Source organism: Micromonospora sp. NPDC049274 (assembly GCF_040678875.1).
Classification (GTDB): domain Bacteria; phylum Actinomycetota; class Actinomycetes; order Mycobacteriales; family Micromonosporaceae; genus Micromonospora.
Genome location: NZ_JBFAQS010000020.1, coordinates 42,353 through 63,392 on the forward strand (window position 1 = coordinate 42,353; position 21,040 = coordinate 63,392).

Consider the following 21,040-nt stretch of genomic DNA (forward strand, 5'->3'; position numbering starts at 1 on the left):
ACGACACGATCATGGACCACGGGTACGACAGATCCGGCGGCGGCGCGGATGACGGCCGGTCCGCGTGGATGGTCGTCGCCGCCGGTCGCGATCGGCCAGGATGGGCGGGACGGCCGGGCCACGGTCGCGGCGAGGAGGCGGACGATGCGGGTACGCGGCTGGGTGACCGGGGAGCGGCGCGCACGCGCGGCAGCGACGCTCGCCGCTCTCGTCGCCGGTGCGGTGCCGCTCGCCGCGTTGCCGTCACCGGCCCGCGCGGCGGGCGCTGCGGCGTCGGCGGGGGCGCCCGTGTGTCAGGTCCGCGACGGCCGGCTCACCGAGATCTCCGGGATGGTCGCCACCGACGACGGGTACGTCGTGGTCAACGACGGCGCCGACGACGAGGCCCGCCTGCGGATCTTCTTCCTGGACCGGCACTGCGCGGTGACGCGGACGGTCAGCTACCCCTCCCGGCCGCGCGACACCGAGGATCTGGCCCTCGGCCGGGACGGCACCATCTGGGTGGCCGACACCGGTGACAACGACCGCAACCGGGAGACCATCGCGCTGTGGCGGCTCGCGCCCGGGGCGGACCGGCCGGTGCTGTACCGGATGACGTACCCGGACAATCCGCACGACGCCGAGGCGCTGTTGCTCGACGCGGCCGGCCAACCGTTGATCGTCACGAAGGGCGGCAGCGGCACCGTCGTCCTCTACGCGCCGGCCACCGCGCTGAAGCAGGGGGCCACGACACCGCTGGCCTCGGTCGGCAAGGTCGTTCTTCCCTCCACCACCACCAGCAACCCGTTCTCGTTCCTCGGGCGGGGCGTCGTCACCGGCGCGGCGAACGACCCGGACGGCCACCGGGTGGTGCTGCGCAGCTACGCCGACGCGTTCGAGTACGACGTGAGCGGCGGCGACGTGGTCGCCGCGCTGACCGGCGGCACCCCACGGGTCACGCCGCTGCCCGACGAGCCACAGGGCGAGTCGATCACTTACAGCCGCGACGGGCGGTCCCTGCTCACCGTCTCCGAGTCCGCCGACCAACCGGCCGGCAGCCGGCCGACGATCTTGCGGTATCCCGTCGCGGCGGCGACGACTGCCGCCTCCCCGCATCCGGCGGAGCCCACCACGGCGCCCCCGCCGTCTACCACGGCGGCCCGCCCAGCGGCACAGGCGGCCGGCATCGGTGGCGGTCGGGCCTGGCCGCTGGCCGCCGGCGCGGGGACGCTGCTCGCTCTCGTCGCCGTGGCCGGAGTGCTGTGGCGGCGGCACACCGACCGGCGCTGACCGCCGACGGGCCGGGGGATCGGCGCGGTGCGGCAGGATGGGTGCATGTCCGTGCTGTCCGAGCTGCGCCATCCGATCATCGCCGCCCCGATGGCGGGTGGCCCGTCCACCCCTGCCCTCGTGTCGGCCGTCTCCGCCGTCGGCGGGCTCGGGTTCCTGGCCGCCGGCATGATCGACACCGCGCGGCTGGTCGCCGACATCGCCGAGGTGCGCGCGCGTACCGACCGGCCGTTCGGCGTCAACGTCTTCCTGCCCGGGGACGGGACTGTCGACGAGGCGGCCGTCGGAGCGTACGCGCAGCGGCTCGCCCCGCAGGCCGACCGCCTCGGCGTGCGGTTGGGCGAGCCGGTGGGCGGCGACGACGCGTACCCGGAGAAGCTGGCCGCGCTTCTCGCGGACCCGGTCCCGGTGGTGTCCTTCGCGTTCGGGCTGCCCGACCGGGCCGCGGTGGCAGCCCTGCGCGGGCGCGGCACCGAGGTGTGGGCCACGGTCACCGGCCCGGCCGGCGTCACGGCCGCCGCCGACCTGGGTGTGGACGCCGTCGTGGTGCAGGGCACCGAGGCCGGTGGGCACCGGGGCGGGGTCCCGGACGACGACGACTACGCGGTGTTGCCGCTGCTCCGGTTGGCCGCCGCGCGGTGTGACAGGCCGTTGGTGGCCGCCGGCGGCATCGCCGACGGCCCCGCCCTGGCGGCGGTGCTGGCCGCCGGGGCGCAGGCCGCCCAACTCGGCACCATGTTCCTGCGCTGCCCGGAAGCGGGCAGCTCACCCCTGCACCGGGCGGCGGTGGCCAGTGCCGCGCCGACGGCGTTGACCCGGGCGTTCACCGGCAAGCGGGCACGTGGCGTGGTCAACGACTTTCTGCGTGCCCATGATGCGGCGGCGCCGGCCGGCTACCCGCAGGTGCTGCACCTGACCCGCCCGCTGCTTGCCGCCGCCCGTCGGGACGGCGACGCCTCGGTAGCCAATCTGTGGGCCGGGCAGGCGCACAGCCTCGCCCGGGAGCTGCCGGCGGCCGAGCTGGTCGTCGAGGTCAGCGCCGACGCCCGGGTCGCGCTGGCGGCGGCGGCGCGGCGGGCGACCCGCTGGGGCTGACCAGGCCACCGGTCGTCGGTCCGGGCGGGCGGAACGAGCCGGATGCGGTACCCGTTAGAGTCTCGCCGTGATCGAGATCGGCGCGTACGTCGACCTGTCCCACCCGCCCGACCGGGTCTGGCTCGCGCTGACGGATCGGGAGCTGCTCGGCCGCTGGTTCGCCGAGGCGGACATGGTGGAGGGAGTGCCGGACCGGCTGCTGCTGCACACGGCCGGCCTGCCCGGCTTCGATGCCGACGTCGAGGTCGAGGTGACCGAGCGGCGGGTGCCGGAGCTGCTGTCGCTGCGCTGCGACGAGGCCGGTCGGCTCACCGAGCTGACCTGTGCCGTCATCGCCACCAAGCAGGGCAGCCGGCTGACCGTGCGGGAGGTGCCGACGCACGGCTCCTGGTCGGAGGAGCAGCACGAGCCCCGTGAGCAGCAGCTCCGGCAGGCGCTTACCGTACGCCTGCCGGCCATTCTCGACTGGCTCGCGTTCCAGCAGGTCGACCTGCGGCGCGGCGAGGCGGGGATGACGACCGAGCTGCCGGTGATCGGTGCGTCCGGCCCGGCGCGGGACCGGCGTCGCCGCGGTGCGGCGGTCGCCGGGCTGGCCGGGGCCGTGCTCGTGGCAGCGGTGGTGGCGTGGCTGACGCTGCCCGGCGAGTCGGAGCCCGCCGCCGCGCCGTCCCCGTCCCCGACGACCCCGGTGCCGACCATGGCGGGCGCCGCGCCGACCGCGCAGCCGAAGGGGACACAATCGGCGCGGCCGTCGCGCAGTGTCACGCCGACCACCGCCCGTCCGAGCCGCACCCCGTCGGCGAAGCCGTCGCGTACGCCCACCACGGCGGTGCCGCCACCACCGCCGCCGCTTGTGGCGCGCTACGACACCGACTCCAGCCGACTGTTCGGCTACACGGGGGAGGTGGTGGTCGACAACCCCGGTCCCGCGCCCGCCGAGCAGTGGGTCGTGGTGGTGACTCTCGCCGAGGGCAGCAGCGTCGACGACGTCGAGGGAGCGGACTGGCGCCGGGACGGGCAAGCCATCACCTTCAGCGGCCTGGCGGTGCCGGCCGGCGGGTCGCGGACGATCCGGTTCGACGTCCGTGACAGCCGGCCGAAGGCACGGGAGCCGGAGGGCTGCACGGTGGGCGGCAACCCCTGCGCGGGGCTCTGACTAGGCTCCTCGGTATGGCACTGCTGCACCGGGCGACGCTGCGCCCCACGAAGCTCGAACTGCTGACGACCTGGCTGCCCGACCGACAGTGGTGGCAGGGGCCGGCCGGCGTCGAGGTGGTGAGCCGGGGCGCGTACCGCTTCGACGACCCGGCCGGCGAGGTCGGCATCGAGACCATCCTGGTCGCCGCCCCCGACGGGCCGGTCCACCAGGTTCCGCTGACCTACCGCGCCGCGCCCCTCGCCGACGCCGACGAGTGGCTGGTCGGCACGACCGAACACTCGGCGCTCGGCCGCCGCTGGGTGTACGACGCCTGCGCCGACCCGGTGTACGCGGCGGCCCTGACCCACGCCGTCCTGGCCGGCCCCGGTCAGGCGGAGCAGTACTTCGAGGTCGACGGCCGGCGCGAGGTGCGACCGCCGACGGTGACGATCGAGGTCAGCGGCGACGGCGGGGCCGTGCCGGTGGTCGACGCCGTCCGGCAGGTCGTCGACGAGGTCGACACGGTCATCGTCACCGACGCGGTCGAGCTGGTCGTGGTCCGCCGGCCGGTCGCCGGGGAGGTCGGGGCCCGCGGCGCCACCCTGAGCGGTGCCTGGGACGGGCAGCCGACGCCCCTGCCGCTGGCGTACGTCCGGAGGCGGTGACGACGGTGGGCGGCCCGATCGGTCGGGCCGCCCACCGCGTTCACCACTGGGCCGGAGGCGGTGGCGGTGCCACCGGCGGTCGGTCGTCGCAGGTGAGGGTGTTGGGCAGCAGCCACGGGGCGAGCCAGCCGCCGTCGTTGCCGCCCAGGTCGGTGAGTGTGAACTCCGAACCGGCCGGGGTGAAGTGGAACGATCCGCAGTTGTTGACGCCCACCGCTCCCACGTTGCGGGCGTCCACGTTGGCGAACGAGGCCGACCCGGCGGCGCGGGCGCTGAGCACCGAGGTGCCGGTGCCGTCGACCCGGACGTCGCGGAAGCGCACGTTGGTGATCGAGTAGAGGTCCTTCACCGGCCAGTCGCTGACCAGCATGATCGCGTTGTAGGTGCTGTCCAGGTACGCGTCGCCGGTCACCTCGACGCTCGCGTCGATGCTGCGGTCCAGCGCGAACATCCAGATGGCGCCGAGCCCGATGTTCCAGTTCAGGTCGTACGTGCCGGCGCGGGCGGTGGTGTTGCCGGTGAACCGCAGGTACCCGGCGAAGGGCTCCGCGCCGAAGCGGGCGCCGGCATGTAGGCCGCTGCCCTCGCGGACCGGGTCGGCGACGAGGTTGTGCGAGACGGTGGTGTCGGTGCCGCCGTAGATGGCGATGCCGTTCGCCAGGGTCGGTGACTGCACGGTGTTGTGGTCGAACGTGTTGCGCGCGTTCGCCGTCTTCTCCGACCACATGGCCAGGCCGTCGTCACCTGTGTTGCGGACGAAGGTGTGCGCGACGAGGGAGTCGGTCACGCCGGTGTGGAAGTTGAGCGCGTCGGCGATCTGGTCGACGACGATGGTGTTGGTGACGCGGACGTTGCGCATCGGCCCGTCGAACCACAGGCCCGCCTTGGTGTGCCGCAGGTGCAGCCCGTCGATGGTGGAGTCGCTGAGCGCTCCGCCGATCGCGTTGACCTGGTCGGTGTCGATGCGCTCGCGCACGTCGCCCTCGATGGCGAAGCCGGAGAGGTGCACGTTACGGCTGCCACCGTCCGCGGCGTCCCGACCGTAGAAGCCGACGCCTGTGTGCACCGAGCCGTCCGGCGCGGGCGTCGGCAGGGCCACCTCACGGCCCTTGAAGATCGTGTACCAGTTGCCGGCGCCCTCGATGGTCACGTCGTCGACGATGATGTGCCGGTTGACCTGGTAGATGCCCGGCGGAACGTAGACCTTCAAATGGGTACGCCGGGCGAAGGCGATGGCCCGGTCCAGGGCGTCGGCGGAGTCCCGCCGGCCGGTGGGGTCGGCTCCGAACGCCAGCACGTTCGCCGCGAGCAGCCGTACGTGCGGCGGTGCGACCAGTTCGGAGTCGAGCAGGTCGATGACCGTCCACGCGGCGGCGCTACCGGCCGGCGCGGTGAGCCGGATCCTGTCACCGGCCCGGTAGGTGCGCCCGAGCAGCAGCCGCTGCTCGTCGTAGAAGTGGGTGGGCCGGAACGGCTTGTCGATGCTCGGGGACGGCGTCGTGGCCGACGGCACGCACTGGCACTCGGTGATCCACCAGTCCGGGTGCAGCAGCCCGGCCTGCGGGTCGTTGGTGAACGGGTACTGGTTGTAGAGCCACGAGTACTGCGAGGTGAGCGTCATGGTGCGAAGGTGCGTGCCGTTGACGGCCACCCGCAGCGGCGCGGTGATGCCGCCTCCGGTGGGCGCGTCCGGGATGCTGTACCGCACGGTGATCCCGTTGGCCGCGCTGGGCAGGACGAACTCGACGTACTCGCCGGGGGTGAGCCGGACGGCCCGACGGCCGGACGCCTCGCCGGGCAGCGTGTAGGCGGACCGGTCGGGGCCGATGACCTCGCCGGTGGTCCGCGCGTTCTCGGCCTCCTGTTCGAGGAAGTCGACGTCGGCGCCGCGCCCGGCGACCAGCGCCGGGTCGAGGGCGGCGCGGGTGACGACCGGCCGCGCGGTGTCGGACGGACCGGCGACGGCGACGGCGGGCGCGGCGACCAGCACGGCGAGACCGGTCGCGAGCGCGACCGCCGCGGTGGCCGGCCGGCCCGGGCGTCCCCGTGGCGGCAGGATGCTGCGAAACATCGGTGACCCTCCTGGGTGGATGGTGGTGGAGGTCCGCCCGGCGCCCCCGACGCCCGACATTGATCTGCATGATGCAGCACTGGACAGTGTGTTGCAAGACAACAATCGAACACCGAAAAGAGACGACTGTAAGATCGCAAGAAATGGACGAATGGCGAGTTGAGGTGTCGAGCGTCGCCTGCGCCCCGACGGCCCACGCCCGGCGTACGCTGGGCCGCGTGGATCAAGAAGACCGGATCGCCCTTTTCCTCGACTACGAGAACCTGGCGTTGGGAGCCCGCGACCACCGTGGCGGCGGGGCCTTCGACTTCCGGCCGATCGCTGACGCGCTCGCCGAGCGGGGGCGGGTCGTGGTGCGCCGGGCGTACGCCGACTGGTCGTACTTCGACGAGGACCGCCGGATGCTCACCCGGTCGCACGTCGAGCTCATCGAGATCCCCCAGCGCATGGGAGCGTCCCGCAAGAACGCGGCCGACATCAAGATGGCAGTGGACGCGATCGAGCTGGCGTTCGAGCGCGACTACATCTCCACCTTCGTCATCTGCAGCGGCGACAGCGACTTCACGCCCCTGGTCCACAAGCTCCGCGAGCTGAACAAGCGGGTCATCGGTGTCGGCGTCGAGGGGTCCACGTCGGCGCTGCTGCCCCCGGCGTGCGACGAGTTCCTCTACTACGACCGGCTGGAGGGTGTGGACATCCCGCCCACCCGCAGCCGCCGCGGTCGTCCGGCCCGGCAGACCAGCCCGGACCAGCGCCAGCCCGAGCCGGAGCAGCAGCGGGAGCACGAGCAGGAGGCCGAGGCCGAGGGCCGGCCGGTGGGTGAGGAGCCCGGCCGGGACGTGGACGCCCTCGCCGTGCAGGTGGCCCAGACGGTGGCCGGGTTGCAGGGCAGCGCGAGCGGCGAGGTGACCGCCTCCCGCCTCAAGCGCACCCTGCTGCGCAAGGACCCCACGTTCAGCGAGTCCGACTACGGCTTCCGTACCTTCGGCGAGCTGCTGCGCCACCTCGCCGAGCAACACGTGATCGACCTGGCCGAGGGGCCCGCGAAGGGCGACCCCGAGGTGTCCCTGCCCGAGCACGGCGACCGGGAGGTCGCCTTCGGCCTGCTCCGGGGTGTGGTGGGCGACCTCGGCAGCGCCGGCAACCCGGTCGCGCTCTCCGGTTTGAAGAACCAGATGCGCCGGGCCCGCCCCGACTTCAGCGAGAAGAAGCTCGGCTACCGCAGCTTCCTGCAGTTCTGCAAGGCCGCCGCCACCAGCGGAGCTGTCGACCTGCGGTGGAGCCCGGAGGCGGACGACTACCTGCTCACCGCCCAGGGGTGAGGGACGACCGCCTCCGGTAGGCCCCGCCGGCCATCGACAGCTGTCGAGCGGAAGTGCCGGCACAGCCCATAGGGTGGACGGCAGGGCTGCCCCGAGGGCGAGGTGAGGGTCGGCATGTCGGGACGTGGCGAATGGACACTCGTCGGCCGCGACGACGAGCTGAAGACCATCGAGGACGTCGTGTCGGCGCGGGCGCCCGGCCTGGTGCTGGTCGGCGACGCCGGGGTGGGCAAGACGCGGCTGCTGCGCGAGGCGATGGCGCGTGCCGCCGAGAACGGCGTGGAGTGCCACTGGGTCTCCGCCACCGGCGCGGCCCGCTCCATCCCGTTCGGCGCGGTCTCCCACCTCATCCCCGCGCCCAGTCGACCGCGCGCCGACCCGATGGGGTTGGTCGTCACGGTGGAGCGCGACTTCGCCCGCCGCAGCGCGGGCCGCCCGGTCATGATCGGTATCGACGACGCGCACCTGCTCGACGAGCCGTCGGCCGGGCTGCTGCACCAACTCGCCGTGCACGGCCTGGCGGTGGCGGTCGCGACGGTCCGCGCGGGCGAACCACTCTCCGACGCGCTCACCTCGCTGTGGACCGGCTCCGGCCGGCGACTGGAGGTGCGTCCCCTGCCCACCACCGCCGTGGACCACCTGCTCGACGAGGCCGCGCCCGGCCCGCTCGACGCACTCAGCCGTCGTCGGCTGCGCCAGCTCGCCGACGGCAATCCGCTGCTGCTGCGGGAACTGCTCGCCGACGCGCTGGACACCGGCGGGCTGCGGGAGTCGCGGGGTGTCTGGCGCTGGCGCGGCACCGCGTCGGGCAGCCCTCGGCTGGCCGAGCTGGTCAGTGCCCGGCAGCGCGCCCTGGAACCGGCCGCCCGTCAGGTCCTGGAGGTGGTCGCGTGCGGTGAGCCGCTCTCCCTCGCCCTGCTGGAACGGTTCGTCGACCCGGCCGCCATCGAGGCCGCCGAGCGCAGCGGCATGGTGGTCGCGGAGCGCTCCGGCGCGCGGATGGCGCTGCGCATGGCCCATCCGCTCTACGGCGAGGCGCTGCGCGCCAGCATGCCCGCCAGCCGGTCCCGGACCGTGTTCGGGCAGCTTGCGGACGTACTGGCGAGCATGCCGCTGCGCCGTCGCGACGACGCGCTGGTCGCCGGCGTGTGGCAGCTGCGCTCGGGCAGCATCCGGCATCCCGGCATCGCGCTGGCCGCCGCGCGGCAGGCCATCGACCGGTTCGACATCGACCTCGCCGAGCGGTTGGCCCGCACGGCGTACGACGCCGGGCAGGGCTGGGAGGCGCAGTGGCTGCTGGCCCGGGTGCTGCAGTTCCAGGCGCGCAGCCAGGAGGCGTTCGACATGCTGCCGCCGGCGCCACCGCCGGGCAGCAAACACCTCGCCATGTGGGCGATCACCCGGGCCGGGCTGCTCTACTGGGGCCTGGACCGGATCGACGAGGCGCACGAGACGCTGCGGATGGTGCCGGCGGGCTCACCCGGTCACGACCTGGCCGAGGCCACCCGGTCGTGGGTGCTGTTCTACGACGGCCGGTGTGAGGCGGCGCTGACGGTGGGCCAGGCCGTGCTCGCCCGGGCCGACACCGGCGTACGCGCGGCCAGTTGGGCGACCATGGGCGCCGCCTCGGCCGCTGGGATGCTCGGTCGGCTCGACCTCGCCGCGGAGCTGGCCCAGCGGGGCCGGACGGTGCTCGCCGCCGAGCCGGAGCACCTGCCGTGGAACGAGGCGCAGGTCGGGTTGGGGCTCTGCTACGCCCGGTACGCGGCCGGCGAGCTGGCCGGGGCCGTCGAGCTGGCCGACGAGGGTTACCGCGCGGCGGTGGCCAGCGACGCGCGGGGGATGGTCGCCGTGTGGGCCGGGTTCCGGGGGATCATCGCCAAGTCGCAGGGGCGGCTCGACGGCGCCGAGGCCGACCTGCGCGAGGCCGTCGCCCTGGTGGAGGAGAACGACCAGTACCACCTGGTGCGGACGTACTGGGCCGAGCTGGCCGGCGTCCGCGCCCTGGCCGGTGACGTGCCCGGCGCCCGCCGCTGGCTCGCCGCGGCGGACGCCCGGGAGCGGACCGCGAACCGGATCTTCCACCCGTGGGTGGAGCTGAACCGCGCCTGGGTGCAGGTGGCCGAGGGGGACCTCACCGCGGCGATCCGCACCGCCCGCCACGCCGCCGACCTGGCCCGGGGCAGCGAGCAGCCGACCATCGAGGCGGTGGCGCTCTACGAGTGCGCGCGGCTGGGCGCCCCGGAGCCGGTGCGGGACCGTCTGATCGCCCTCGCCGACCTGCTCGGCGGGTTGGCGTCGACCCTCGCCCACGCGGCCGACGGGCTGGTCCGCGACGACGGGCCGACCCTGGAGGCGGTCGTGGACGACCTCGTCGCCCGCGGCCACACCCTGCTCGCCGCCGAGGCGCTGGGCGCCGCCGCCCGGGCGTACGCCCGCCGTGGTCGACCCCGCCTGGCGGTGGCGCAGCGGGCCGCGACGCTGGCCCAGGCCTGTCAGGGCGTACGCACACCACTGCTGGCCGCGGCCGCTGAGGGCGCGGAGCAGGCGACGCTCACCCGCCGCGAGCGGGACGTCGCGCTGCTCGCGGTGGCGCTGTCCAGCCGCAGCATCGCCGACCGGCTGGGGTTGTCGGTCAACACCGTCAACAACAACCTGGCCCGCGTCTTCACCAAACTGGGCGTCCGCAACCGCAGGGAACTCGCCGTGGTGCTCGGCCAGGACCGGCCGGACGTACGGGGGACAGGTCACCGCGAGCGATCCAGCCTCGACAGTAGGTAAGGGCGACTGATCTACCGGGTTACCGCGCGCCTCCCTACCGTGCGGTAACACCTACCGGTGCACTCAGTCCCTGGAGGACGGCATGAGCCAACTGGATCCAAGCGGACCGCCAGGACGGCGACCCACCAGGTCGTTCCACGTCCACAATGTTCTGTTCGCCGCGGGGATGGCGGTCGCGGTGGCCACGGTCACCGCGGTTGTCGCCCCGGCCGCCGGCGGCGCCTCGACCACCCCGGTGAGCGCCACACCCGCCGCGGTGTCGTACGACGCGCCGCCCTGCACCCGTGAGCTGGAGGGCACGACCTGGCTGCTCGATCCGTGCGTCAAGCCGGGCGGCAAACTTCCGGTGGAGGTCGAGGCGCGGCTCGCCCAGATCCGTACCCGGAACGCGGCGGCCGCCGCCGACTGCCCGACGGGTTCGCCGTCGGCCTCGACGTCGGCGACACCGACGCGGCAGACCCGGCCGCCGGTGACGGCTGAGCCGGTCGCGCAGCGGGCCCCCGCCGCGACCGCGACCGCACCCACCTCGACGATATCGGCCAGCGGTTCGCCCTCCGCGTCGGCGTCGCCCACCGGCTCGCCCTGCCCCTCGGGCAGCGCGTCCCCCTCCGGGAGCGCGTCCCCGTCGGGCAGTGCGTCACCCTCGGGCAGCTCGTCCCCCTCGGGCAGCGCGTCGCCGTCGGGTAGCTCGTCGCCGTCGGGGAGCGCGTCCCCGTCGGGCAGTGCGTCGCCCTCGGGCAGTTCCTCACCATCGGGCAGCGCGTCCCCGTCGGGCAGTTCCTCGCCGTCGGGTAGCTCGTCGCCCTCGGGTAGCTCGTCGCCGTCGGGGAGCGCGTCGCCGTCGGGCAGCTCGTCCCCCTCGGGCAGTGCCTCGCCCAGCGGCTCGTCGTCGCCCACCGATGACCCGACCAACCCGACCGACCCACCCACCGACCCCACCGGCGGACCAGGTTCGCCGCCACCCCCGCCCCCGACCGGCTGTCCGAACGTGAGCGGCAACCCCACCCTGGTGGACGCGAACAAGGACCGCATCCGCTGCCGTGAGGTGCAGACCGTCTCCGACGACACGGTCCTGACCCTGACCGGGGACTCGATCAGCTCGTCGCACCACCAGTTCGGATTCGGCGTGGGCCCCGGTTGCCCGATGACCTCGTCCGACAACCGTGGCATGCCGGGCAACAACGGCGTCTACAGCTACGGCCGGCGCTACTTCGACATGGACGGCAGCATCGTCGACTACGACAACTACGCGCGCACCGGGTACGGCACCAGCGACATCATCTTCGGTCGCGCCGGCCCCGACGCGTGTGGCAACGGCTGGGGTCGGGTGGCCAGCCCGCTCGGCCTCGCCACCGCTCGCATCGCCAAGGCCAAGGCGGACGGGCACAACGCGTACCACGCCACCACCGGCGGGGTGAACAACACCAACTGGAACACCGTCCTGACCCGGCTGAGCATGTGTCGCGGTCTCGAGTTCGCGGCGGAGGCCCTGGACCCGTACGGCGTGTTCCGCTTCGAGTGGGCCGCCGTGGGCGGCAAGGCCGGCATCGTCACCAACGGCGGCGGTTGCAACTTCTGGCTGGATCTGCCGGTCGGTGAGGACTACTACATCAACATCGGGGTGCCGCGCTACACCGGTCCCGCCCAGTACGCCGGCATCACCGCTGACGCCACAGCGATCGTCAACTCGTTGCTGGCCGCCGGTGCGGACAAGGTCGTGTGGATGCTGTACTACGACATCACCCCGGCGAACCTCGACGTCGGCCAGTACGGCTGGGTCAAGCTCAAGTCGCTGCTGCCGACCGGCCTGCAGTCCTACGTGCCCGCGGCGCCGGTGTCGACGCTGCAACCGCTCATCGACCCGCTCTGGGTGGGCACCGTGCGGGGTGTGATCAACGATCTCAACTGGGCCATCCAGCTCGGTGTCCCGTTCGACCCGGCCGTGCGGGTGGCGTTCCCGCCGCCGTTCACTCCGGGTGACATCCAGGTCACCGCGGAGGGAGGATCGCCGCATCCCAGCCCCTCCGGGCAGGACAAGCTGGCCAACACCCTGGCGGGCGTGTTCAGCGGTATGTAATGCCCACCTGATTCATCGCTCAGGACGGGGAGGAATCGCCGATGCGGTTCCTCCCCGTCGCCCGCACAGGTGGAACTGTGTCGGAATTGTGGCTATCACGGCGGTTCATGCTCACCTGCGCCGTACCCCCAGCACGAAAATTGCGTTACGGTCGGCGAATGAAGGTGGAGGAACACTGGTGGAACGGTGACACGACCCCGCGCGGGCGCCGGGACGTGTACATCCGTACTGACGGGCAGGGTTGGGAGGTCCGCGCCCAGATCGGTGGGGCGTCGGGTCGTGAGCGGGTGCAGCAGTGCCCAAGCCGGGCCTCGGCGGCCATCCTCGCCGACGCCTGGCGCGGCACCCACCCATCCTGGCGCGAGCTGAAGCAGCGCTGATCCGGCACCGGGCCGGGCCGGCAACGCTCCTGGGCTCCCCGCCCAGTGCGCCCCGGCCCGCCCGGTGTTCATCTTCCGCCACGCGGCACGTCCCCCGACGCCTGGCGACAGCTCGCTCGTAGGTCACCGCTTCTGCAGCATGACCGAGGCGACGTCAGCCGCGAACGCCAAGGACACGGGCCTTCGTCGATCGGCACGACCGGCTGGCGGGCCGGCCTGATCATGTGATGAAAAGTAGGTCGGAGAGGACTCCTGGACCTGTTTCTCATCACCTGATCAAGGGCTGGTCCGCGCATCCCCGTGTTCCCCACGGCAGGCTGGGTACGCGGGGGTGGTCCGCGCCCGATGGAGGTCGCCCATGTCGCAGGCTCCCGACGAGGAGAACCCCAGGCTCGCCGAGGAAATCCGGGAGGCCGAGCGCCGGCTCGCCGACCTCGCCACCCCGTCGGACGACGCGTTGACCGACGACGACGCCCGGACGCCGGACGACGCCCCTTCGGAGCAGGACACCGACTAGGGTGCCCACCCCTCCACCAGGCCTGATCGCCGCCATCAGTTGGCTTGCGTGACCGGCCGCTGCAGGCATCCTCAGCGACGCCAGAACTGGCGGGGTGCCAACCCCTCACGTCGCAGCCAGTGCTCCGTGTAGACGATCCGCTCGGCCTCAACGACGACCAGGGTGTCCTCGGGTGGCTCGGACAGCGGTCGCCCCCGCTCGGCGTGTTCGTTCTCCCATCGGAACGCCTCCCAGTAGTGCGCACGGTCGGGATGCCCCGGGTCGAGTACCCGGGCCGCGCCGAACAACTGGGCCCCGCGGCTGCTGGCCAGCCCGACCAGCGGCGCGAAGATCCCGACGGACACCCGTGGATCGGCAGCGATGTTGCGCATCTTCGGCGAACGGGGCGCGGCAGTGAACAGCACTGTGAAGTCGAGCGAGTAGTACCGCACCGGGGTGGCAATCGGCCCGTCCGGACCCGTGGTCGCGAGCACGCACATGTTCTGCGACGACAGCAGGTGGAGAATGCGCTCTTCGAGCCGTTCGCGATCGAGGCGTCCAGCCGGCGTGGGCCCGGCCAGCCACGGATTCGTCAACGGCATGCCGCCTCCTCGATCATGACGAGCACCTTACGGCCGGGCCGTTCGGCTACCAAGATCGGCAGGACGCGCCATTGGGCCTGCCCGGCGAGACAACGCCGGACAGGCCCGTGATTCCGAGGAGGCTCAGCGCTTGAGCGTGAAGGTGAAGTCGCCGGACAGCCTGCCGCTCAGGCGCACTGTCGACACGAGCTTCCCCTCCTCAGTCATCCTGTCGACCTCGGCCCGGGACAGGCCGAAACCCGCTGCGATCAGTCGTGCGGGCCGGACGGGGATGCGCGCCGCGAAGCGGACCGCGACCTCGACGATGTCGCGGTCCAGGTGATCGGATCCGAAGGTGTCGAGACGCCAGGCGTCGTCCCAGTCCAGGACGAATCGATTGCGACGCTGCACGATCGGATCCTGGAGCAGCTCGGCGATCAGGCGACTGTCGTTGTCGTGCAGCCGGTCGAGCAGCTCGGCTGGGATGGAGCGCACTGTCGTCCGCTCCAGGACCTCGAGCTTCACCGTGTCCCCGCACCCGGTACAGAGCGCGAGGAGCCAGATGTCGATGAGCTTGTGGTTGGCGTTGACGCGGAATCTGCCGCTCGGCCGGAAGTGTGCGGACGCGCACACGTGGCATCGGCGGCGGATTATGGGCAGGCGGGTGGGCACGACGGCCCAGGTGATGAGCACAGAGGTACACCGGTTTCAGTGAGAAGTCCGCAGCAAAAGGAGCGCGGCGCACGGGGCGCGACGCGCGGATCAGCGCTCGGGAGGTCTCACAGGGTGTACAACGGAACGTCCTCGCCTAGACGACAGGAGCTGGGCAGCACGGTAACGGCGCAGAGCGGCGCCGCTCCACCGGTTTTCGGGCACCACAGAGGACCCCGGCGGCCAGGGCGTGTTCCGCCGATCACGACACCAGCGACGGCGAGACGGTTGGAGCAGGTCAGTCCTGCTGCTTGCGGTGCGGCCGGCGGCCGTGTGCTCCGCCCAACGACGTCGCCAGCGGCCCCTGATTCCGTCCTACGGATCGGCGCATGGCATTGACCAATGCCAGTTGCGCTCGGGCCGGTGCCACCATCGCTTCCTCGAACTCGTCCTGCGACAGGGGCGCGGTCGTCGTGTCCACCCCGGCCGTAACATCCAGGAATCGCTGCACCGCTTCGCCGAACCTGTCGATCTCGGTGGCGACCGCGTTCGGGGCGACGAGGCTGGCCGACATCAGCGCGGCGGTCCACGCCCCCCAGTCATAGTCCCAGCCCGTGCGTCCCAGGTGAGCGCGCCGCATGATCATCGAGAACGTGGCGTACTCACGCAGGAGGTCCTGGTAGGCCATGAGTTGCCGGTCGCGTAACCAGTGTCGGTCCTGTGCCTGGCGGGTGAGCACCCCGCCGACGACAACCCCGACGGTCGCGGAGAGCGCGCCGCCAACAGTCGTGACAACGATCTCCAGCAGTGCCATGAAGCCTCCCCGTGACCGCCGGTCACGAGCATCGATCATCGCCTCCGCGTCGTCAACGCCCGGGACGAGTCGCGGAGCGCGAGCCGACGGTGCGTGTCGCGCAACAGGTCAGGCGGTCGGGACCGGCAGGACCACGCCCTCGGCCGCCGACCGGTGTGCCAGCTCGATCAGCTCGACAGTGGCTACCGAGTCGCGCGGGTCCACAGGCAGCGGAGTGCCGTCGCGCAGCGCCGCCGCCACCTGGGCGTAGAAGCTCTGGTACGACCCGGGCACGGTCGGCACCGGGCGCAGGTCGCCGTCGACGCCGAGCAGGCCGTACCGCTCCGGCGGCACCTCGCCCCAGCCGGGCTGGTCCGGTCGGCCGCCGTCGTGCAGCGCAGCCTCCTGCACGTCCAGCCCGTACGTCGTGTAGCCGGCCCGGTCGCCCAACACCCGCAGCCGCGGTCCGAGCTGAGCGGTCACCGCCCCCATCCACAGGTGCGAGTGCACGCCGTTGGCGTGGGTCAACGCCACGAACGCGTCGTCGTCGACCTCGGCGCCCGCGCGGCGGCGGTCCACCTCGGCGTAGACCCGCTCGACCGTGCCGAAAAGCTGCACGGCCTGGTCGATGAGGTGCGCGCCCAGGTCGAACAGGGCCCCACCGGCCTCCTCCGGCCCGGCGAGCTCCCGCCAGCCCGGCTTGATCGCCGGGCGGAACCGCTCGAACCGGGACTCGAAGCGCAGCACCCGACCCAGCTCGCCCCGCTGCACGAGCCCGCGGGCGGTCAGGAAGTCGCCGTCCCAGCGGCGGTTCTGGAACACCGTCAGCGGCACTCGGAGGCGGTCGGCCTCCTCGACCAGCGCCCGGGCGTCGGCGGCGGTGGGGGCCAGGGGCTTGTCGACGACGACCGGCAGGCCGGCAGCGAGCGCCGCCCGCGCCATCGGCACGTGCTGCCGGTTCGGCGTCGCGACCACCACCAGGTCCAGAGCTTCCGGGGTACGCCACAGCTCGTCGGCGTCGTCGACCAGGCGGGCGTCCGGGAAGTGCTGGTGCGCCTGCTCGCGCCGCTGCGGATCGCGGGTCACGATGGCGTCCAGCCGCAGCCCGGGTGTCGCGGCGATCAGCGGCGCGTGGAACACCCGGCCCGCCAGCCCGTACCCCAGCAGACCGACCCGCAGCGCCTCCGCCATGCCGTACTCCCCTCTCCTGGCCCGCGCCCTGGACCGGCGGCGGTGCCGGTGCTCGAATCTACGCCGCGCGCGGTCGGGCCCGGTCCGGGGCCGGCGCTGGTCAGCCCACCGGGTCGGCGCGCAGATAGGTGAGAACGGCGAGCACCCGTCGGTTGGTGTCGTCGCTGGGTGGCAGGTCGAGCTTCAGCAGGATGTTGCCGACGTGCTTGCCGACGGCGGCCTCGGTGACGTGCAGCCGGGCGGCGATCGAGGCGTTCGAGCGGCCCTCGGCCAGCAGCGCCAGCACCTCGCGTTCCCGGGCGGAGAGCGCGGCGAGCGGGTCGCGGGGGCGGTGCAGCAGCTGCCGCACCACGTCCGGGTCGATGGCGGTGCCGCCGCCGGTGACCCGGCGCAGCGTGTCGACGAACTCGGTCACCTCGGCCACCCGGTCCTTGAGCAGGTAGCCGACCCGCTGGCCGTCGCCGCTGTCCAGCAGGGCCGCCGCGTACCCCGTCTGCACGAACTGGCTGAGGACCACCACCGGCAGGCCGGGCCGCTCGGCGCGCAGCGCGACGGCCGCGCGCAGCCCGTCGTCCCGCCGAAGGGGTGGCATCCGGATGTCCGTCAGCACCAGATCGGGCTGGTGCGTGCGGGCCGCCTCCAGCAGCTCGGGCGCGGAGCCGACGGCGGCGCACACAGTGAAGTCGAAGCGGGTCAGCAGCGCGACCAGGCCCTCACGCAGCAACACCTCGTCCTCGGCGAGCACGACCCGGGTCAGCGGCGACATGGCAGCTCCACCCGGACCAGGGTAGGCCCGCCGGGCGGGCTGGACAGCAGCAGCCGTCCGTCGGCGGCGGCGACCCGGTCGGCGAGACCGGTCAGGCCGGTGCCCCGGGCCGGGTCGGCGCCGCCGCGCCCGTCGTCGGACACCTCGACCACGAGGTCGCCGCCGACCCGGGACAGGCGCACCTCGGCGCGTGTCGCCGCGGCGTGCCGGGCCACGTTGCTCAACGCCTCGGACACCACGAAGTACGCAGTGGTCTCGACGATCTCCGGCAGCTCCCCGTCGATGTCGGCGTGCACGGTGACCGCGACGGGAGCGGCGTCGGCCAGCTCGCGTACCGCACCGGCGAGACCGAGGTCGGTGAGGCTCTGCGGCCGGATACCGTGCACCAACTGCCGCAACATCACCATCAGCCCGCGCGCCTGGTCGTGCGCCACGGCGAGGGGCCGGGCGGCGGGGGAGTCCTCGGGTACGTCCAGCCGAGCCAGGCCGAGCTGGAGGGTGAGGCTGGTCAGCCGGGGCTGCGCGCCGTCGTGCAGGTCCCGCTCGATGCGGCGCCGTTCCGCCTCGTACGCCCCGACGAGCCGAGTGCGGGAGCGGGCGACCTCGCGCAGCGCGGCCGCGTCGACAGGTGAGGTCAGCGCCCACCGGGCGATGGCGGCCTGCCCGGCGGCGAGCAGCCCCACCCCGTAGCAGAGCACCGGGAGGAGCAGCACCCCCACGATCGCGTACGGAACGGCTTCGCCGGTGCTCTCGATCGGGCGCCAGATCACTACCGGTTCGGCGTCCCCGGCGAGCCAGGGGCTGGTGACCATCCCGACGTCGAGCAGCACCAGCACCAGGAACACCCAGTACGCGACGGGCACGAAACCGCCCAGCCAGAACAGGTACGCGACCTCCCGCCAGGTAGCGGCGCTGCGGTAGCGGGCGGCCAGGCCCGGCCACGGCGACGAGGGCAGCGGACGGTTGTCGACGAGCCGGACCCGCCACCGCTCGACGGCGGCCACCACGAAGCTCAGGATCGGGGCCAACCCCACCAGGATGACGCTGCCGGTAATCAGGAACAGCATCAGCGCGATGCTCGGCGGTCGGCCCTCCCGGCGGAGCGTGCTGAGGACGGGCAGCAGGGGCGCGCCGATGACGAGCAGCCCGACGGTGAGCACGCTGGCGATCGGCACGGTGCTGACCAGGTAGGCCAGCGCGCGCCACGGCCAGGCGGAGATCAGCCAGTCGCGGCGGCGCAGCGACGCGGCCAGGTGGGAAGGGTGTTCCGAGGTCATGCCGCAGACGCTAATCGCCGGCCGGAGGCCGCCCCAGCCGTCCAGATCCCCTTTCCGGGGTATGCCCAGCACTACCGGCCGGGCGGGTGTGCGGGGTCCGGAAACGGGAAGAACGCGCCGTCACGCGTTCCGTGTGACCTGGTGGCGGCGGCTGGAGTGACATGGGTGCCAGGACCTTCGTGGTGGTGGGCGGGACCAGCGGGCTGGGTCTCGCGGTGGCCCGACTGCTTGTCGACGAGCACCAGGTCGTGGTGTTCGGCAACGAGCCGGCCGAGGTCGCCGCGACGACCGATGAACTGGGGTGCGGCGGCGCGGTCTGTGACGTCTCCTCCTACGAGCAGGTCCGGGACGCGTTCGCCGAGGTGGTGGGGCGCTACGGCACCGTCGACGGGGTGGCGGCGTGCGCGTCGATGTGGGCGGGCGGCGACCTCGGCGACCTGTCCGTGGAACACATTCGGCGGGCCGTCGAGATCAACGTCCTGGGTACGACGTACCTGCTGCGGGAGGCGCTGGAGCAGCTGCACCGGCAGGGCTACGGGAACGTGGTGTACATCGGCGCCATGGCGCTGGCGGCCCCCCGACCCGGCATCCCGATCTACCGGGCGACCAAGAGCTACGGCAGCAGCCTCGTCGAGTCGCTGGCCCAGGCCCAGCACAGCAACCGGGTCAAGGTGATGCAGCTGCATCCGGGGCCGATGCCGACCCGCCTGCAGGAACGCGTCGGCGCCGAGTTCCTCGACGAGGTGTACGCCCTGCCCGAACAGGTCGCCACCGAGGTCGTCCGGCTGCTGCTGCTGCAACCCGACGACCTGTACGTCTCCGGTGAGCGCGTGCTGCGCGCGGACGGGCGGTGGTGACGGCGGCAGCCGGAGCGGAGGACCGTCCGGCCTCCGCGTGGGCACCCCTGCGCGGCGCCGTCTACCGCAATCTCTGGCTGGCCCTCCTGGCTGCCAACGTCGGCACCTGGATGCAGACCGTCGGTGCGCAGTGGCTGCTGATCCACCACTCCAACGCCTCCACGCTCGTCGCGCTGGTGCAGACCGCCAGCCTGCTGCCCGTCCTGCTGCTGGCGCTGCCCGCCGGGGTGCTGGCCGACAGCTTCGACCGCCGGCATCTGCTGATCGCCGTGCAGGTGTTCCTGGTCGCCGTGGCGGTGGCGTTGACCCTGCTCACCCTGACCGACCGGATGCCGCCGGCCCTGCTGCTCACCCTCACCTTCGCGTTCGGGGTCGGGCAGGCGCTCACCCTGCCGGCCTGGTCGGCGGTGATCCCGGAGCTGGTACCGCAGGAGCAGTTGCGGTCGGCGTCCGCGCTCGGCTCGATAAGCGTGAACGTGGCGCGGGCGGTGGGGCCCGCGGTGGCCGGCGTGCTGATCGCCCGGACCGGCGTCGCCCCGGTCTTCGGCCTCAACGCGGTCGCGTTCGCCATCTTCGCGTTCGCGCTGTGGCGCTGGCGGCCGAGCACCGCTCGCGCCGTCGAGGTGCCCGAGCGGTTCACCGCCGCGCTGCGCGCCGGCAGCCGCTACGTACGCCACTCGCCGATCGTGCGCCGGCTGCTGCGCCGCGCGTTGGTCTTCGTGATCCCGGCCAGCGCGCTGTGGGCGCTGCTGCCGCTGGTGGCGGCCCGGCGGCTCGGGCTGGGCTCCGGCGGGTACGGGCTGCTACTGGCCGCCCTCGGGGTGGGCGCCATCGTGGGTGGCGTGCTGCTGGCCGTGATCCGGACCCGGCTGTCGGCCAACCAACTCCTGCTCATCGCCGGTGCGCTGTTCACCGTCGCGCTGGCGGTGCTGGGCACCGTACGGGTGGTGCCGCTGGTGCTGCTCGCCCTGCTGCCGGCCGGGATGGCCTGGGTGACGGTGCTGGCCAACGTCAACGCCGAGATGCAGCTCTTCCTGCCGAGCTGGGTACGGGCCCGGGGGCTGGCCGTCTACCAGGTGTGTTTCGCCGGCGGGCAGGCCGTCGGCGCCTTCGGGTGGGGTCTGGTGGCCGACATGGGGGGGCTGGTCCTCGCCTACCTCGCGGCGGCGGCGTTGATGTTCGTCGGGACCGTGACGAGCCGGATCTGGCCGCTGCCGGACCTGCGCACCGTGAACCGGGAACCGTCGGCCTACTGGCCGCAACTGCACCTGGCGCACGAGCCGGACCCGGGGGTCGGACCGGTGCTGGTGACGGTGCAGTACACGGTCCGGCCGGAGCGGACGGGACCGTTCCTGGCGGCCATGGACGTGGTGCGCGGCGCCCGGCAGCGCACCGGCGCGATGCGCTGGGGGCTGTTCCGGCCGGCCGAGACGACGGACCGGTTCGTCGAGGTGTACCTGGTGCCGTCCTGGGACGAGCACCTGCGCCAGCACGGCGGCCGGCTGACGGGTGAGGACCGGGAGGCCGAGGCGCGGGCGCGGGAGCTGACCGACGGCGAAACGCAGGTACGCCACCTGGTGCCGGCCGCCGCCGGGCCGGCGCTGTCCGACGACCGCGAGGAGGTGTGACC

19 protein-coding genes are annotated in these 21,040 nt (G+C 73.1%); 11 read left to right on the plus strand and 8 right to left on the minus strand.

Features of this window, described 5'->3' with window-relative positions:
• Positions 1-144: 144 nt before the first annotated feature.
• From AB0K10_RS28470 to AB0K10_RS28485, 4 genes are all read left to right on the plus strand, one after another.
• Positions 145-1,269: a hypothetical protein gene (locus tag AB0K10_RS28470; protein ID WP_363688495.1), complete on the plus strand. Its 1,125-nt coding sequence runs from the start codon at positions 145-147 to the stop codon at positions 1,267-1,269.
• A gap of 45 nt (positions 1,270-1,314) precedes the next feature.
• Entirely contained in the window at positions 1,315-2,364 is a 1,050-nt protein-coding gene (locus AB0K10_RS28475; protein ID WP_363688497.1) for a nitronate monooxygenase, read from the plus strand.
• A gap of 67 nt (positions 2,365-2,431) precedes the next feature.
• A complete protein-coding gene (locus tag AB0K10_RS28480) occupies positions 2,432-3,520 on the plus strand; it encodes an SRPBCC domain-containing protein (RefSeq protein WP_363688499.1) in 1,089 nt (362 codons plus the stop codon).
• A gap of 14 nt (positions 3,521-3,534) precedes the next feature.
• A complete protein-coding gene (locus AB0K10_RS28485) occupies positions 3,535-4,167 on the plus strand; it encodes a hypothetical protein (protein ID WP_363688501.1) in 633 nt (210 codons plus the stop codon).
• A gap of 40 nt (positions 4,168-4,207) precedes the next feature.
• On the opposite strand, the gene AB0K10_RS28490 is transcribed toward AB0K10_RS28485, so the two are convergent.
• Entirely contained in the window at positions 4,208-6,238 is a 2,031-nt protein-coding gene (locus AB0K10_RS28490) for a glycosyl hydrolase family 28-related protein (RefSeq protein WP_363688503.1), read from the minus strand.
• A 218-nt stretch (positions 6,239-6,456) separates the two neighbouring features.
• On the opposite strand from AB0K10_RS28490, the gene AB0K10_RS28495 reads away from it, so the two are divergent.
• On the plus strand, positions 6,457-7,560 hold the full coding sequence (locus AB0K10_RS28495) for an NYN domain-containing protein (protein WP_363688505.1): 1,104 nt from the start codon (positions 6,457-6,459) through the stop codon (positions 7,558-7,560).
• A 114-nt stretch (positions 7,561-7,674) separates the two neighbouring features.
• The gene (locus AB0K10_RS28500; protein ID WP_363688507.1) at positions 7,675-10,341 is read left to right on the plus strand and encodes an AAA family ATPase; all 2,667 of its coding nucleotides are present in this window, start codon (positions 7,675-7,677) and stop codon (positions 10,339-10,341) included.
• Positions 10,342-10,404: 63 nt separating this feature from the next.
• Here AB0K10_RS28500 and AB0K10_RS28505 read toward each other — a convergent pair whose 3' ends face one another.
• A complete protein-coding gene (locus AB0K10_RS28505; protein WP_363688509.1) occupies positions 10,405-11,271 on the minus strand; it encodes a hypothetical protein in 867 nt (288 codons plus the stop codon).
• Between the two features lie 58 nt (positions 11,272-11,329).
• Between AB0K10_RS28505 and AB0K10_RS28510 the strand changes: the two genes are divergently transcribed.
• The 3 genes from AB0K10_RS28510 (at position 11,330) to AB0K10_RS28520 (ending at position 13,315) form a co-directional block, all read left to right on the plus strand.
• Positions 11,330-12,418 carry a hypothetical protein gene (locus tag AB0K10_RS28510; RefSeq protein WP_363688511.1) on the plus strand — a complete coding sequence of 363 codons (1,089 nt, stop codon included), beginning with the start codon at positions 11,330-11,332 and terminating at the stop codon, positions 12,416-12,418.
• A gap of 158 nt (positions 12,419-12,576) precedes the next feature.
• Positions 12,577-12,798, plus strand: a complete 222-nt coding sequence (locus AB0K10_RS28515) for a hypothetical protein (RefSeq protein ID WP_030335934.1) — start codon at positions 12,577-12,579, stop codon at positions 12,796-12,798.
• Between the two features lie 358 nt (positions 12,799-13,156).
• Positions 13,157-13,315 carry a hypothetical protein gene (locus tag AB0K10_RS28520; protein WP_363688513.1) on the plus strand — a complete coding sequence of 53 codons (159 nt, stop codon included), beginning with the start codon at positions 13,157-13,159 and terminating at the stop codon, positions 13,313-13,315.
• Positions 13,316-13,386: 71 nt separating this feature from the next.
• Here AB0K10_RS28520 and AB0K10_RS28525 read toward each other — a convergent pair whose 3' ends face one another.
• The 6 genes from AB0K10_RS28525 to AB0K10_RS28550 form a co-directional block, all read right to left on the minus strand.
• Entirely contained in the window at positions 13,387-13,896 is a 510-nt protein-coding gene (locus AB0K10_RS28525) for a pyridoxamine 5'-phosphate oxidase family protein (protein WP_363688515.1), read from the minus strand.
• Between the two features lie 123 nt (positions 13,897-14,019).
• Positions 14,020-14,568, minus strand: a complete 549-nt coding sequence (locus AB0K10_RS28530; RefSeq protein WP_363688517.1) for a DUF1062 domain-containing protein — start codon at positions 14,566-14,568, stop codon at positions 14,020-14,022.
• Positions 14,569-14,824: 256 nt separating this feature from the next.
• A complete protein-coding gene (locus AB0K10_RS28535) occupies positions 14,825-15,340 on the minus strand; it encodes a hypothetical protein (protein WP_363688519.1) in 516 nt (171 codons plus the stop codon).
• Positions 15,341-15,448: 108 nt separating this feature from the next.
• Positions 15,449-16,510, minus strand: coding sequence for a Gfo/Idh/MocA family oxidoreductase (locus AB0K10_RS28540; RefSeq protein ID WP_363688521.1), 1,062 nt, complete (start codon positions 16,508-16,510; stop codon positions 15,449-15,451).
• A 100-nt stretch (positions 16,511-16,610) separates the two neighbouring features.
• Positions 16,611-17,276 carry a response regulator transcription factor gene (locus AB0K10_RS28545; RefSeq protein ID WP_363688523.1) on the minus strand — a complete coding sequence of 222 codons (666 nt, stop codon included), beginning with the start codon at positions 17,274-17,276 and terminating at the stop codon, positions 16,611-16,613.
• A complete protein-coding gene (locus AB0K10_RS28550) occupies positions 17,264-18,553 on the minus strand; it encodes a sensor histidine kinase (protein WP_363688525.1) in 1,290 nt (429 codons plus the stop codon). The genes AB0K10_RS28545 and AB0K10_RS28550 overlap by 13 nt, the downstream gene beginning before the upstream one ends.
• A 161-nt stretch (positions 18,554-18,714) precedes the next feature.
• Between AB0K10_RS28550 and AB0K10_RS28555 the strand changes: the two genes are divergently transcribed.
• Entirely contained in the window at positions 18,715-19,410 is a 696-nt protein-coding gene (locus AB0K10_RS28555; protein ID WP_363688527.1) for an SDR family oxidoreductase, read from the plus strand.
• Entirely contained in the window at positions 19,404-21,038 is a 1,635-nt protein-coding gene (locus AB0K10_RS28560; protein ID WP_363688529.1) for an MFS transporter, read from the plus strand. The genes AB0K10_RS28555 and AB0K10_RS28560 overlap by 7 nt, the downstream gene beginning before the upstream one ends.
• Positions 21,039-21,040: the final 2 nt, after the last annotated feature.

Coding starts and splice junctions, on each gene's coding strand:
- AB0K10_RS28535 (WP_363688519.1), bottom strand. CDS start 15,340: ATGGCACTGCTGGAGATCGTTGTCACGACTGTTGGCGGCGCGCTCTCC.
- AB0K10_RS28525 (WP_363688515.1), bottom strand. CDS start 13,896: ATGCCGTTGACGAATCCGTGGCTGGCCGGGCCCACGCCGGCTGGACGC.
- AB0K10_RS28490 (WP_363688503.1), bottom strand. CDS start 6,238: ATGTTTCGCAGCATCCTGCCGCCACGGGGACGCCCGGGCCGGCCGGCC.
- AB0K10_RS28540 (WP_363688521.1), bottom strand. CDS start 16,510: ATGGCGGAGGCGCTGCGGGTCGGTCTGCTGGGGTACGGGCTGGCGGGC.
- AB0K10_RS28500 (WP_363688507.1), top strand. CDS start 7,675: ATGTCGGGACGTGGCGAATGGACACTCGTCGGCCGCGACGACGAGCTG.
- AB0K10_RS28545 (WP_363688523.1), bottom strand. CDS start 17,276: ATGTCGCCGCTGACCCGGGTCGTGCTCGCCGAGGACGAGGTGTTGCTG.
- AB0K10_RS28485 (WP_363688501.1), top strand. CDS start 3,535: ATGGCACTGCTGCACCGGGCGACGCTGCGCCCCACGAAGCTCGAACTG.
- AB0K10_RS28470 (WP_363688495.1), top strand. CDS start 145: ATGCGGGTACGCGGCTGGGTGACCGGGGAGCGGCGCGCACGCGCGGCA.
- AB0K10_RS28555 (WP_363688527.1), top strand. CDS start 18,715: ATGGGTGCCAGGACCTTCGTGGTGGTGGGCGGGACCAGCGGGCTGGGT.
- AB0K10_RS28515 (WP_030335934.1), top strand. CDS start 12,577: ATGAAGGTGGAGGAACACTGGTGGAACGGTGACACGACCCCGCGCGGG.
- AB0K10_RS28520 (WP_363688513.1), top strand. CDS start 13,157: ATGTCGCAGGCTCCCGACGAGGAGAACCCCAGGCTCGCCGAGGAAATC.
- AB0K10_RS28475 (WP_363688497.1), top strand. CDS start 1,315: ATGTCCGTGCTGTCCGAGCTGCGCCATCCGATCATCGCCGCCCCGATG.
- AB0K10_RS28550 (WP_363688525.1), bottom strand. CDS start 18,553: ATGACCTCGGAACACCCTTCCCACCTGGCCGCGTCGCTGCGCCGCCGC.